11 protein-coding genes and 1 pseudogene are annotated in these 13,643 nt (G+C 39.9%); 3 read left to right on the top strand and 9 right to left on the bottom strand.

The window, feature by feature from the left end; genetic code table 11:
• Positions 1-64: 64 nt before the first annotated feature.
• From WAK81_RS10815 to WAK81_RS10780, 8 genes are all read right to left on the bottom strand, one after another.
• Positions 65-1,261 (bottom strand): PilT/PilU family type 4a pilus ATPase, encoded by a 1,197-nt coding sequence (locus WAK81_RS10815; RefSeq protein WP_422196811.1) that lies wholly within the window; start codon positions 1,259-1,261, stop codon positions 65-67.
• A 583-nt stretch (positions 1,262-1,844) separates the two neighbouring features.
• Positions 1,845-3,299, bottom strand: coding sequence for a SulP family inorganic anion transporter (locus WAK81_RS10810; RefSeq protein ID WP_422196810.1), 1,455 nt, complete (start codon positions 3,297-3,299; stop codon positions 1,845-1,847).
• Between the two features lie 249 nt (positions 3,300-3,548).
• Positions 3,549-3,758 carry a hypothetical protein gene (locus WAK81_RS10805; RefSeq protein WP_422196809.1) on the bottom strand — a complete coding sequence of 70 codons (210 nt, stop codon included), beginning with the start codon at positions 3,756-3,758 and terminating at the stop codon, positions 3,549-3,551.
• Between the two features lie 770 nt (positions 3,759-4,528).
• Positions 4,529-4,972, bottom strand: a complete 444-nt coding sequence (locus WAK81_RS10800; RefSeq protein ID WP_422196808.1) for a PACE efflux transporter — start codon at positions 4,970-4,972, stop codon at positions 4,529-4,531.
• Positions 4,973-5,272: 300 nt separating this feature from the next.
• The gene (locus WAK81_RS10795) at positions 5,273-6,451 is read right to left on the bottom strand and encodes a PilT/PilU family type 4a pilus ATPase (RefSeq protein WP_422196807.1); all 1,179 of its coding nucleotides are present in this window, start codon (positions 6,449-6,451) and stop codon (positions 5,273-5,275) included.
• A gap of 246 nt (positions 6,452-6,697) precedes the next feature.
• Positions 6,698-7,747, bottom strand: a complete 1,050-nt coding sequence (locus WAK81_RS10790) for a 3-deoxy-7-phosphoheptulonate synthase (RefSeq protein ID WP_422196806.1) — start codon at positions 7,745-7,747, stop codon at positions 6,698-6,700.
• Between the two features lie 521 nt (positions 7,748-8,268).
• Entirely contained in the window at positions 8,269-8,799 is a 531-nt protein-coding gene (locus WAK81_RS10785; RefSeq protein ID WP_005106843.1) for a hypothetical protein, read from the bottom strand.
• Positions 8,800-9,006: 207 nt separating this feature from the next.
• Entirely contained in the window at positions 9,007-10,119 is a 1,113-nt protein-coding gene (locus WAK81_RS10780) for an S-(hydroxymethyl)glutathione dehydrogenase/class III alcohol dehydrogenase (RefSeq protein WP_422196805.1), read from the bottom strand.
• 121 nt (positions 10,120-10,240) lie between these two features.
• On the opposite strand from WAK81_RS10780, the gene WAK81_RS10775 reads away from it, so the two are divergent.
• From WAK81_RS10775 to WAK81_RS10765, 3 genes and pseudogenes are all read left to right on the top strand, one after another.
• Positions 10,241-11,797 carry a phospholipase D family protein gene (locus tag WAK81_RS10775; protein WP_422196804.1) on the top strand — a complete coding sequence of 519 codons (1,557 nt, stop codon included), beginning with the start codon at positions 10,241-10,243 and terminating at the stop codon, positions 11,795-11,797.
• Between the two features lie 167 nt (positions 11,798-11,964).
• A complete protein-coding gene (locus tag WAK81_RS10770; protein WP_422196803.1) occupies positions 11,965-12,402 on the top strand; it encodes a hypothetical protein in 438 nt (145 codons plus the stop codon).
• Between the two features lie 161 nt (positions 12,403-12,563).
• Positions 12,564-13,044, top strand: a pseudogene (locus WAK81_RS10765) (pyridoxamine 5'-phosphate oxidase family protein).
• 96 nt (positions 13,045-13,140) lie between these two features.
• Here the strand turns inward: WAK81_RS10765 and WAK81_RS10760 are convergent.
• Positions 13,141-13,643 (bottom strand): uracil-DNA glycosylase family protein (locus WAK81_RS10760; RefSeq protein WP_422196802.1); only part of this gene is annotated, 503 nt, incomplete at its 5' end.

Below are 13,643 nucleotides of genomic sequence, written 5' to 3'. Positions count from 1 at the left end.
GAATAATAAATAAGATAAATAAAAACAGGCAGAATTTTCTGCCTGTGATTTTTTGAGTAAATATTTATTCTGAAACCGAAGTATTCTCAGCTTCTTTCTCTTCCGTTTTTGGCTCTTGCATCATGGTGAATTGAGTCGCTTCAGTGGCTACAGCCGTGTCCTGGCGGTTACTTTTCAGCTTGATCTGCAAACGTAACTCATTGGTAGAATCGGCATTGCGCAAGGCTTCTTCATAAGAAATTTCACCCTCGTTATACAGATCAAATAAGGCCTGGTCAAAAGTCTGCATGCCCAGTTCACGCGATTTCGCCATAATCGCTTTCAGTTCATGGAACTCGCCTTTCAGAATCAGGTCTGAAATCAGTGGCGTATTTAACATGATTTCAATCGCTGCACGACGGCCCTTACCATCCTGAGTACGGATTAAACGCTGTGAAATAATTGCCTTCATATTGGATGACAGATCCATCAATAACTGGTTCCGGCGTTCTTCCGGGAAGAAGTTAATAATCCGGTCCAAAGTCTGGTTGGCATTGTTCGAGTGCAGCGTTCCCAGACACAGATGTCCGGTTTCAGCAAAAGCAATCGCGTGTTCCATGGTTTCAGTATCTCGGATTTCCCCAATCAGAATAACATCTGGCGCCTGACGCAAGGTATTTTTCAGCGCATTATGCCAGGAATGGCAGTCCACTCCGACTTCACGATGGGTAATCATGGATTTTTTATGTTTATGCACATATTCCACTGGATCTTCTACAGTAATGATATGCCCGGCTGAATTTTCATTACGGTAATCAATCATGGCCGCCAGAGAGGTAGACTTACCTGAACCTGTTCCTCCGACTACCAGTACCAGTCCACGTTTTTCCATAATCACATGTTTCAGTGATTCCGGTAATTTCAGCTTCTGGAAATTTGGAATTTCTGCAGTAATGGTACGAATTACCATCCCGACATTGAGTTGTTGTACAAACAAATTGACCCGGAAACGGGAAACACCTGGCACGGTGATGGCAAAATTGCACTCAAGTTCAGTTTCAAATTCTTTACGCTGTTTATCATTCATCAAGCTGTAGGCAAACAGCTTGGTTTTTTCAGCCGTGAGTTCCTGCTGTCCAAAAGGTTTCATTAAGCCTTGATGTTTAATACTCGGTGGAAAATCAGCCGTAATAAATAAATCTGAACCGCCATATTCCACCACCTTAGTCAGCATGTGATGCATGAATTTTTTTGCTTCGTCCAACAATTCTGCCGTGAACATCTTTTCCCCCGGAAATGCACAACGGCACAAATCTCAATCTTAGATTTATGCCAAAATATTTTGATTTCATTGTGCAGCGTTTTTTAAAAAACCTCAAACACATTTGATTTATAACGAAAATATTTTAAAGTTTTTATGTGACTTACTTCAATAAAAATGAAATTAACCTGTAATATGTACGCTTTTTTTTAAAGCAACTCTGCTCAAAAAGAAGATTGTCATTTAAATGGTAAAACTCTGTCAGACGATTCATTATTTATCATTTGCGACATATAGAATGTTATTTTTCTTTCCTTATGATTACCAACTCCCCTATTTTTTATGTACCAATTTCGGTTCTACCACATGCAATGATGAATTATGAAAAATAGGACAATGTTTATGAAAATTGAACAAAACCGTGGAAAATTGCTCAAATAGTAAGCGTGGAACTTCGTAAATTATTAAAAAAGCCAAATTCAGCTAAGTTAGGATTTTTATTTGACTGTAAAAATATGATTTAAAACAAGATAAAAAGAGCATTTCGTATAAGGTGTATTATATTAATTTTAGAGATTCTACATAAATGTAGAATCTCCTGAACTTAAATTCTGGCATGGGTCCCATACTTATCAATCATGATAGAACTTGCTTCATTTAAGCCACGCACAGTGACATTTACACCAGTCTTTTGAAATTTATTTACAACAGAATCAAGCATGGCGACTGATGTTACATCCCAAATGTGAGAATGGGTCAAATCAATAATCACATCCTTTACATCCTCTTTAAAGTCGAAACCTTGCATGAATTTTTCAGAAGAACTAAAAAAGATCTGACCTCTCAAATCATATAAACGAGCTGTTCCTTCAAAAGATGCTGTCACCTGGATATCATTTTCAAGTTTATTCGCTAAGAATAAGGCTGAAAGTAATACGCCTGTTAACACACCCAAAGCCAGGTTATGCGTAGCAACAACTACAATCACAGTCGCAATCATTACTATATTGCTGCTCTTAGGATTATTTTTTAACTGAGTGACAGAACTCCATTCAAAAGTACTGATAGAGACCATGATCATTACCGCTACCAATGCAGCCATTGGAATTACTTTGAGCCAGTCGCTGATAAATACAACTAGAATAAGAAGAAAAATACCCGCAGAGAAAGTTGATAAGCGTGTAAGGCCACCTGATTTTACGTTAATCATAGATTGACCAATCATCGCACAGCCAGCCATTCCACCCATAAAGCCAGAAGCAATATTCGCAATCCCTTGTCCCTTACACTCCTGATATTTATCACTTGGCGTATCTGTCATTTCATCCACGATGGTTGCTGTCATCATCGATTCAAGTAAACCTACAGCCGCCAGTGCGACTGAATAAGGCAAAATAATCATTAGTGTTTCAATATTCAAAGGAATATTTGGAATCAAGAACATTGGAAGTGTGTCAGGTAACGATCCCATATCACCCACAGTTCGTATATCAATTCCTAGAGCAATTGCCAGTAATGTGATTGCAATGATGCAGACAAGTGGAGAAGGGAGTAATTTTCCTAATTTGGGAACCAAAGGAAAGAGATAAATAATCGCCAGACCTAAAGCAACCAGAGCATATACATACCAGGTCACATTAATCAGTTCAGGCAACTGAGCCATGAAAATTAAGATCGCTAACGCATTTACGAATCCAATAACCACAGATTTAGATACGAATCGCATTAACTTGGCGAGCTTTAAATAGCCTGCCATTATTTGAATTACACCCGTCAAAATTGTTGCTGCAAGCAGGTATTCAAGCCCATGCTCTTTGACCAAAGTAACCATGAGCAGTGCCATAGCTCCTGTGGCAGCTGAAATCATTGCTGGACGACCACCTACGAAAGAAATCACGACGGCAATACAGAAGGATGCGTATAGACCGACTTTAGGATCTACACCTGCAATAATTGAAAATGCGATGGCTTCAGGGATGAGTGCAAGACCGACGACTAATCCGGCAAGTACATCCCCACGGATGTTAGAGAACCACTGTTCTCGGACATTAGATAACATAAACATAGCCTGTTTTTTAATTTTTCAGATAGGCTAGTGATGTGATATATACAACACACAAGTGACTACACCACATCACTAGACAGTGATGAGTTATTTACAGATTTAAGACGGTAAATAAACTTAAGGTGGCGTAAGTGTCATAAGATGGAGGAACTTTTTAGAGTAAAAAAAATCAGGACAAGGGTAACAGCTAGGTACTTTTTTATAAAGCCTGGATGGATTATCCAAGCTTTTTTAATCAGTATTTTATAAAGCTTTTAGCTCCCCAAGTAATTGACCTATTTCCAAACGTGTATAGCCACGTTCTTTAAAGATTAAAACAATAGCTTGTTTATAATCTTCAGAAGTAGCCGTTTTATATTTATTAATTAATTGCAGCTCAGCATTAAGCTGAAGGTCATTTTTGATCGTCAATACTTCCGTAGAGACTTTATTAAAAATCTTGAAATTAAACATACAGGCGCTCTTTATCAATATTGTAGCGGCCCGACTACAACAAACACCTGCCTTAGCTGAGCTAGGCACCCTTGGGCGCAAGGATTACAAATTAAAAAAGGATCTGCAAGTTTTTCTAAAGGTAAAGTATGAATAATCCACTAATTTACTACCCATTTAACATAATGGCGATTATATGAAGTACACTTGTATATTAATATAATTATCAATAATTTAAAGATTTAACACTGAGCAAAAAAACAGCAAAAAATCGATTTTGAAATAAATCGGCTTTTTTTTAAACTGTTTTGATATATTCCGCCAATAAAATTGATTATTTTTTAACCTATCTGAAGCTTTTCTCAATGTTAGCAGCCTTCTCAGAGCAGAAAATATCCCCAATTTCTGGGGATAAAATCGAGACAGTTTTTAGTCAACTTTGTAAGCATTAGCTTACAAAAATTCCAGTTCTTTGCGGATAGTCGAAATACTGTAAATTTCCTATGATTAAAAACATGTAGGAATAGGATGTAATAGAACTGAAAGCCAGTTCTAGCTAAGGACAGCAAGGTAGACAGGAGTTATACCTAAGCATCAAATACGAAAAACCCTGGCAGGATGCCGGGGTTTTTTATTATCTAAACTTTTTAAATGAGAGGTGGATAAGCATCCAAAATACGAATTAAAGTCGCTGCAGGACCAGTCGGATAACTGAGTGATCTCCGCCATGACACTTTCTATCCATCAGCTAAAGTAAAACTATAAAAATCCATTTACTTTAGGCTATATTTTCATTTGGTCACCAATGGGGATGAAAAAGCTACTGCTGGAATAGGAAATATCTTGTCATAAACCCAATTATAGGCAAAAGTATATCCAAGATAAAAAGTAACTACAGCAATATCCATCATGAAAGCTTCCCAGAGACTAATGCTTAAGTACAATGCAATCATGGGTAAGAATAATATTAATATACTGCTCTGAAATAAAAAGGCGTGTAATACTCTTAATGGAACTGTTTTATCTACTTTTCCCCGCAGTTTCAGCATTCCATGATCAAATAATAAATTATAAATATAGTTCCATATCGTAGCGATAATTGAACCAACAACGGCCATGATTCCTATTGAATGAAAATCGAAGTTGAATAGTAAACTTGCTAATGGAACGAATATTATTAATCCTACAATCTCAAAACCTAGAGTATGCCGAATACGATCTTTGCTGGTACGCATTAAGTTTCCTAATTGGATAGTAATTTATGAGGGTATTATAGGTTGAACTCTTATATTTGATTTATAAAAGAATGAATCTTTAATTATAACAATTACTGAATAGCAACTATTCAACTGTGGTTGATAAAATTCCTATAAATCTATTTATTTAACATAAAATCTCTTATACGGAATGACTTTTGTAAGTCCAAAATAGAAATATTCTCTTTCAGACCATGACACTGATTATGTCACCTAATGTTAAAAGTGACATTGGTCATATGTTTGTAGCCGAATTCTATTTTACCTAAATACTCAATATTAACCGGTAGAAAGCGTACGTGATCTAGACTGCTCAAGCATAGAAATTTGAGTATTTTCCGCCTGTAAAACCGGATTAAGACGATTACTTTTTAACTTGATTTGCAGGCGAAGTTCATTACTGGAATCCGCATTACGCAAAGCTTCCTCATAAGAAATAATGCCTTGATTGTATAAATCGAAGAGTGCCTGATCAAAGGTCTGCATCCCTAACTCTCGCGAGCGTGCCATAATCGTTTTGAGCTCATAAAACTCACCTTTACGGATCAGGTCAGAGACCAAAGGTGTATTCAGCAGAATTTCTACTGCTGCACGGCGGTCTTTACCATCCTCCGTACGGATCAGGCGCTGGGAAATCACCGCTTTCATATTTGCAGACAGATCCATCAATAACTGATTCCGGCGTTCTTCCGGAAAAAAGTTGATAATCCGGTCTAAAGCCTGATCAGCATTATTCGAATGCAGCGTTGCAAGACATAAATGTCCTGATTCAGCAAAAGCAATAGCGTGTTCCATACTATCTGTATCACGGATTTCACCGATCACAATCACATCGGGTGCCTGTCGCATGGTATTAATAAGCGCGTTATGCCAGGAAATACAATCCACCCCAATCTCTCGCTGGGTAATCATCGATTTTTTATGCTGATAGACATATTCCACAGGATCTTCAATGGTAATAATATGTCCTTCAGTATGGGTATTACGATAATCAATCATGGCAGCCAGCGTCGTAGATTTTCCGACACCCGTTGCCCCTACCACCAGGATCAACCCACGTTTTTCCATAATGACCTGTTGCAATGAACTCGGCAAGCCTAACTGCTGAAAGCTCGGAATGTCTGTGGTAATGGCCCGAATTACCATGCCGACATTGTGCTGTTGCTGGAATACATTCACCCGAAAACGCGAAACACCGGGTACACTAATGCCAAAATTACATTCCATGACCGATTCAAACTCCTGAATTTGCCGCTCGTTCATTAAGGAATAGGCAAATAAGTGGGTTTTATCTGGTGTGAGTTTCTGCTGACCAAAGGGCTTCATCAAGCCCTGTCGTTTAATACTTGGTGGGAAATCTGCAGTAATAAAAAGGTCTGAACCATCATATTCAACCACTTTGGTCAGCATATGGTGCATAAATTTACGTGCTTCATCGAGCAATTCGGTTGTATACATATCGAAATTCCTGAGATCATGACTGGTCAGCCGTATAGAATTAGCTGGAGTAAGACCTATAATAAATTATTGTTATTGTTTATTTTTTAATTTACTTATTTTTATTCAATTTATAAAATCGTTCTAATCATTATTTTTATTTTCAACCGCTGTGATGAGCGGCTTTAAGCATTTAAGTAAATGTGCTGATCAGCTTCATCCGAAGCTGTCTTTCCCCAATCAATTGAGGAAAGACATCATTCAGTTTTAAGCACTACGCTTCAAACCTTCGAGTCGTAGTGAATCAGTCATATTTAACAACAGTTGTTCGGTTTTTGTCCAGCCCAGACATCCATCAGTAACAGATTGACCATAATTCATTTTCTCAGAAATTTTCTGGTTGCCATCTACCAAATGACTTTCTATCATTACGCCACGAACATTGGTCTGTAAGCTTTCTGCCACGATCTGTTCCAGTACTTCGGGTTGCAGCATCGGATTTTTCGAGCTATTGCCATGACTACAGTCAATCACCAATGCCGGTAAGTCGATCTGATGTTTGGCCCGGATTTTCTCAATTTCTGACAATTGGTAATTTGGTCCGCTATTCGAGCCACGTAAAATCAAATGTGCTTTCGGATTACCTTGCGAGTGTAAAATGCATGGTAAACCGGACTGGCTCATCCCCAGGAATTGATGCGGATGAGAGGCAGATTGAATGGCATCTAGGGCAATTTGTATCGAACCGTCAGTACCATTTTTGAAACCGATGCTGTACGGCATATGGCTGGAAATTTCGCGATGAATTTGCGATTCGCTGGTACGTGCGCCAATCGCGCCCCAAGCTAATAAGTCATCGAAATACGCTGTTGCCATCGGGCTAAGGATTTCAGAGGCAATCGGAAGACCCATTTCAATGATTTTGAGGTATAAGTTACGGGATTTTTCCAAGCCCAATTGCATATTGGATGAACCATCCAGATTTGGATCGTAAAGGAAACCTTTCCAGCCCACCGTAGTCCGTGGTTTTTCGATATAAGCACGCATCACTAGGAAAATCTGATCAGATACCTGTGATTGAAGCTGTTTTAATTTTTCTGCATAGTCTAGCGCGGAAGCTTCATCATGAATGGAACATGGGCCTGTGATCACCATCAAACGATGATCCTTGCCTTCTAATATATTTTGAATGGTTTGACGATGTTCAGCGACTTGGCTGGCCAATTGCGGAGACAGTGGCAATTGCTGCTTAAGCTGCTGAGGTAAAGTTAAAATGCTTTCAGCGCGATGTTGTTGTGATGTATTTGAGGTATTCATGACTTTAATCCTGGGACTGGCAATCAGTCCAAACTTTTATTTGAGCGTTATGGGTCTAATCGAAGGTGTTGTGAGTGTCATTAGCTGACTAAAATAAGACCAATAAAAGTTGTTAAAGTATGAATAGTTAAAGTTTGTCATGGCTGTCTCCAAAATATTGTAAAAAATGAAAGGCATAAAAAAACCTGATCAGGGTTGCCGATCAGGTATAAACTGGTGGGCAACCTTTTCATCGCCCAAACGCATTCAGGCAATTATCTAAACTGCCAGAAATAAAAATATGCGTTTGAAATGATAGGTTGCTTTAACATGTTATGTCTTTCATAAAATGTGATTCTGAAATTAAAATACGCGCTCTGTGATCATTTGACAAGCATTAAATATAAAAAAATATTTATTAACTTTTCTACTTTTATTTATCAATTCATCAAACCGTGAGATGTATCACCAAAAGTGGTAAAACCCACAAACCTATCGCGGGTTTTACCAAAGAAACTTCAGTTTAATCCAAAGATTAAAAATTAACGTGAAACACGATTCCAGGCATCACGTACTGCAAATTTAGCCTGTTCCCAGTTTAAACGTGATTGTCCTTTCATTTGTTCCCATTTAAGTCTCAAATCAGGTTCTACATCTTCAAAACGGGTATGGGCATCATAGCTGCCACGGTTTTCATAACCGACTCGATAGGCCGTATCATAATCACGGTCATAATCCAGATCGCTATAGGTGGTACGGGCATCTGAATAGTATGGTGTATTGATCGAATTATCACGCCAGTAAGCTTGCTCTTCTGTTGGATTTATAGCTTCGCCTACACCTTTACCTGCCAGACCACCAACAACTGCACCGACAACGCCACCGACAGCGACACCGACTGGACCGCCTGCAGCACCAATAGCTGCACCTGCTGCTGCGCCACCTGCGGCACCTACACCTGTACCCACAGGATGTGCGCCAGGTTCACCAGTAATTGGATCAGCATTTAAATCATCGCGGACATCTTTAGGTGCATTCTTAATTACATCACGATCAAAATTATCATTCGACATAGAGCTTATCCTTATTCTTTAAAATGGTTTTAGCACGTATTTCATACGTCCTATTTAATATAAGCATCTGGCATGTAATGACATTAGCAGGCGTGTGTTATTTCAGTGACTCTCTGTGAGGCTTTCATGCACTAATGTATCCTGAATCAAGTGAAAGCCGCATAAAAAAGACCGGTATTAAACCGGTCTTTTTTAGATTAAAACAGCTTAGTCAAAATGAATAACGGTACGGATTGATTTACCTTCATGCATCAGGTCAAAAGCTTCATTGATCTGATCCAGTGGCATGGTATGCGTTACAAAAGGTTCAAGCTGAATTTCACCTTTCATTGACTGCTCTACCATTCCCGGCAATTGTGAACGGCCCTTCACCCCACCAAAAGCAGTACCCATCCATTTACGACCTGTAACTAACTGGAATGGACGGGTTGAAATTTCTTTACCTGCCCCGGCTACACCAATAATCACCGACTGACCCCAGCCACGATGCGCACATTCCAGTGCTGAGCGCATTACATCTACATTACCGATACATTCGAATGAATGGTCTACACCCCAACCAGTCATTTCGACGATCACTTGCTGGATCGGCTGATCATAGTCTTTTGGATTCAGGAAATCTGTCGCACCAAACTGTTTCGCCAGTTCAAATTTATCCGGATTGGTATCAATCACAATGATACGGCCGGCTCTGGCCTGACGTGCGCCTTGTACCACAGCAAGACCGATACCCCCTAAACCAAATACTGCAACACTGTCACCTTCCTGAACTTTAGCGGTGTTATGTACTGCACCAATACCAGTAGTCACACCACAGCCAAGCAGGCAAACATGCTCGTGGTTGGCTTCAGGATTAATTTTTGCCAGAGAAACTTCAGCAACCACAGTATATTCAGAAAAAGTTGAACAACCCATATAGTGATAGATCGGCTCGCCATTATAAGAGAAACGGGTCGTACCATCTGGCATTACGCCTTTACCTTGGGTCGCACGCACAGCAACACACAGGTTGGTCTTACCTGACTTACAGAACAAGCATTCGCCGCACTCAGCAGTATAAAGCGGAATCACGTGATCGCCCGGTTTCAGGCTAGTGACGCCTTCACCTACTTCAACGACCACACCCGCACCTTCATGACCCAAGATTGCAGGAAATACACCTTCAGGATCTTCACCAGACAAGGTAAATGCATCGGTATGACACACGCCTGTATGGCTAATTTTTACCAATACTTCACCTGCTTTTGGTGGAGCAACATCCACTTCTACAATTTCTAATGGCTGGCCTGGACCAAACGCAACTGCTGCACGTGATTTCATGTAAAACTGTCCTTTTTTTGCTGATTTACAGATGACTAACAGTAACCTCTTTCTATTTGGAGATTCAACTATTAACATCACCAGATAAGGAATAAAAGATCCTATAATTAATGGAACATCAATGACTAAACCTTCGCCCTTTGTATGTTTGAGCATTTTTACTTTTAGCATCATGCTTTCTGGCTGTGAACTGGCTCCCAACACTGCTAAAGAAGCGAAAATCACGCCGGTTCGACCTGCACACTGGATCGACAATCAACTTTCAAAACAGCAGATCAATAGCGGTAAAACGGCTTTCTTGCCGCTCTATGATGGCTTTATGAGTATGGCAGCGCGTCTGCACCTGATTAACAAAGCCAAATATCATCTGGATCTGCAATATTACATCTGGAAGGATGATTATATTGGCAATATGATCTTGTCCCAATTACTCAAAGCCGCCGATCGCGGTGTAAAAGTGCGGGTTCAGATTGACGATCAAAATGGTACCCAGCTTGATGACAAGCTTCTTGCTTTAAGCCAGCATCCAAATTTTGAAGTCCGGATTTTTAATCCCTATAAATTTCGTCATTTACGTGCGTTGGATTATGGTTTCCGGATGAAAAAGGTCAATCATCGCATGCATAATAAATTGATCATTGCAGACGGAACTGCAGCCGTGACCGGCGGCCGCAATATCAGCAGTGAATACTTTGATGCCAGTGAAGATTTTCAATTCACCGATGTGGATATATTCTTCGCGGGTCAAAGCGTAACAGATGCCAATCAGACCTTTATTAACTTCTGGAATGATGATCTGAGTTATGATGTACGACAGGTGCTAAATGATGCCGGCCATCCTGAAATGCTCAAAAGGCTCAGAGCTGAATTTGCACGTGAAGATGTCGATGAAACTGAACTCAAACGCCGGGTGGGCATTGCCGAGAAACAAGTCGAACAGCACTTAAAAAAACAACCTATGCACTGGGCTCCGGCTTATTTTGTTGCGGATAGTCCCGCAAAAGCCCGTCCTCATGCCAAAAATGGCGATTATATTTATACCCATATGCTCGAATTGATGGGTGAGCCGAAAAATCATCTGGAACTGGTGTCCTCGTATTTTATTCCTACGCAAAAAGGGGCCGACTATTTAACCCGCCGTGCGCAACAGGGTGTGAAAATCAGAATCCTGACCAACTCTTTTCAGGCCAATGATGTGGCTGCGGTGCATGCCTATTATCAGCAATATCGTGAGCAATTATTGAAAAGTGGCATCGAACTCTGGGAATTTAAACCCTATATTGTCCGGCCGGAACGTACCTGGTATGAAATTATGACCGGAGATATCATCCCGGCTAAAAACAAAAACAGCTCCAGTTTACATGCCAAATTCTTTGATCTGGATGGTATGGTGTTTGTCGGTTCATTTAATTTTGATCCGCGTTCGGCCTATCTGAATACCGAAGTCGGTCTGGTCATTGAGTCGGAAGATTTTCAGAAGGAAATTACCAGTGCGATGGATCAGTACTTACCACGCGTGGCTTATCAGCTTAAGCTGAATGAAAAAAATGAAATGATTTGGCTAGAACATCAAAAAGATGGCCGTAGCATTCAACATTTAAATGATCCGGAAACTACAAAATTCCAGCGGTTTATGATGAATCTGGTGACGAAATTTCCCGGTGAATGGCTAATGTAATGACATTGGAATGACCTAAAAATTACATGATATGAAAAGCCCGTATTTCGAGAATGGCTGCTTAAACTAACTTAGCCCAATCATCGTTTAAAGGGTTTTACAGTCGATTGCGCTTACTTTAGAATTACATTTTTCTCGTATTTTGCGATTGTTCGCTCTCCACTCCCATGCAATTTTTTGATTTAAGCGGTCAGTTTAAGTTCAGTGATATTCTGACGCCTGTAAAAACCCTCCATGATTTATCCCAGCAAGAATGGTATTTGGCCAAAGTTCGGGTTGAACATGACTGTCTGTCCAACTCCGCTACGGTTGAGGGACAGGTGGTTTTGAAATCCAGTGAAAATATTCAGCTCGAACTGGAATGGCTGATTCAGGATAGCGGTTATGAATTACAGGTTTTATTTAAAGGTATAGAAATCGAAGCCACTGATGAGACAGGCATTATGTTGAAAGGTGCTCAATTGGTCGATGAACAGCAGCAAGTACTCTCTGCCCAAGCTTTTAGCTTATGGATTGATGGCACTCTTTTGCCGATGTTGCCCGAGATCCGTCAGGAAATTAAAGCACGTTTAAACTTATGGGATTATGTCGAATACGATGGCTAATCGCCGAGTTTTCCATTTTTTAAAGAGTCCATGTGGCTCTTTTTTTATGATGTAAATAGCATTTTAGATTGATTAAACTGCCCTATCTTCAATTTTTTCAGACAATGCCAAGCTAAGTAAGTTGTTATAAAATTTATAAAAAATAATAAGAGAATCAAGACATGATTTCTGATAGTGAATGGCAACAGATTCGCCAGGTGGTCGCTGATGCACAACGGGCTGCCATGCATTGCTCTATTGCAACAGTCAACTCCAAAGGCTTTCCTAGTATTACTCCGATCGGAACCCTATTCCTCAACAAAAAGACCAGCACGGGTTTCTTCTTTGACACTTATTCCACTACTTTTTCTGAAAATTTACAGCATCAGCCATTGGCTTGCGTACAAGCCGTCAACAGTAGCAAACTGTTTTGGTTTCATGCACTGTTGAAAGGTAAATTTAAGCGTTATCCAGGAGTACGCTTATATGCAGAAATTGGTCCTTTACGTCCGGCCTCGCCTGAGGAAATACAGCAGGTGGAGTCGCGTATTCGAGCTTTAAAATGGACCAAAGGTAGCCAGCCAGTTAATCTGGTCCAGCTTTCATCATGTCCGGGAGATTAAAATTAATAGCTATCGCTGGGTTGAATATCCAAATATGTGAATAAATAAAGCTACCAACTTACAAATAGTAAGTTTATTTCTTATCTGTAGCATAAAACCTCTTTAACCATTTTTCATCTGATTATTGGATTAAATATTAAACCAGACCTACATGCTCAAACATCGTCCGGTAACTTTCGGCTTTTTTCTCCAGAGAAACCGGATATGCTCTAGAAGATGAAGGCATGCGATATAAATACAGATCACGTCCGGCAAAAGGGGCCTGACTTGGCTGGCCAATACTCGGCTTTAAAGTCCCTTCAGGCATGGACAGCATCATGGTGTCTGTGGCCTTGTCGCCTGTGGTCATAATATGATTGCACTGCGGCATTTGACTGAGCAGTTGCTGTATATTGGTAGGCACTACAATTTCCAGAAATTTGTCTGAAGCATTGCCTTTTAACCGCCGGATCTGATAGCCACTATCAAAAATTGCAATCCCCGTTTCTGTTAAAAATTCCCGGATTAAGTTTTCCTGAAATTTTTTATTAGGTAAATCTAAAAAGTAATCTTTATTTTCAAAAAAAATCAGTCCAAAAATCCGCCACATATCATTTTGATAATTCGGATAATAAAAATTCATTTTCCAGCGTGTGGCAG

Source organism: Acinetobacter sp. (assembly GCF_049284435.1).
Lineage (GTDB): Bacteria > Pseudomonadota > Gammaproteobacteria > Pseudomonadales > Moraxellaceae > Acinetobacter.
This window is presented reverse-complemented; position numbering and strand designations above follow the sequence as displayed.

Bases quoted from the DNA above. Each gene is read 5' to 3' on its own strand.
- WAK81_RS10815 (WP_422196811.1), bottom strand. From the start codon at position 1,261: ATGTTCACGGCAGAATTGTTGGACGAAGCAAAAAAATTCATGCATCAC.
- WAK81_RS10810 (WP_422196810.1), bottom strand. From the start codon at position 3,299: ATGTTATCTAATGTCCGAGAACAGTGGTTCTCTAACATCCGTGGGGAT.
- WAK81_RS10805 (WP_422196809.1), bottom strand. From the start codon at position 3,758: ATGTTTAATTTCAAGATTTTTAATAAAGTCTCTACGGAAGTATTGACG.
- WAK81_RS10800 (WP_422196808.1), bottom strand. From the start codon at position 4,972: ATGCGTACCAGCAAAGATCGTATTCGGCATACTCTAGGTTTTGAGATT.
- WAK81_RS10795 (WP_422196807.1), bottom strand. From the start codon at position 6,451: ATGTATACAACCGAATTGCTCGATGAAGCACGTAAATTTATGCACCAT.
- WAK81_RS10790 (WP_422196806.1), bottom strand. From the start codon at position 7,747: ATGAATACCTCAAATACATCACAACAACATCGCGCTGAAAGCATTTTA.
- WAK81_RS10785 (WP_005106843.1), bottom strand. From the start codon at position 8,799: ATGTCGAATGATAATTTTGATCGTGATGTAATTAAGAATGCACCTAAA.
- WAK81_RS10780 (WP_422196805.1), bottom strand. From the start codon at position 10,119: ATGAAATCACGTGCAGCAGTTGCGTTTGGTCCAGGCCAGCCATTAGAA.
- WAK81_RS10775 (WP_422196804.1), top strand. From the start codon at position 10,241: ATGACTAAACCTTCGCCCTTTGTATGTTTGAGCATTTTTACTTTTAGC.
- WAK81_RS10770 (WP_422196803.1), top strand. From the start codon at position 11,965: ATGCAATTTTTTGATTTAAGCGGTCAGTTTAAGTTCAGTGATATTCTG.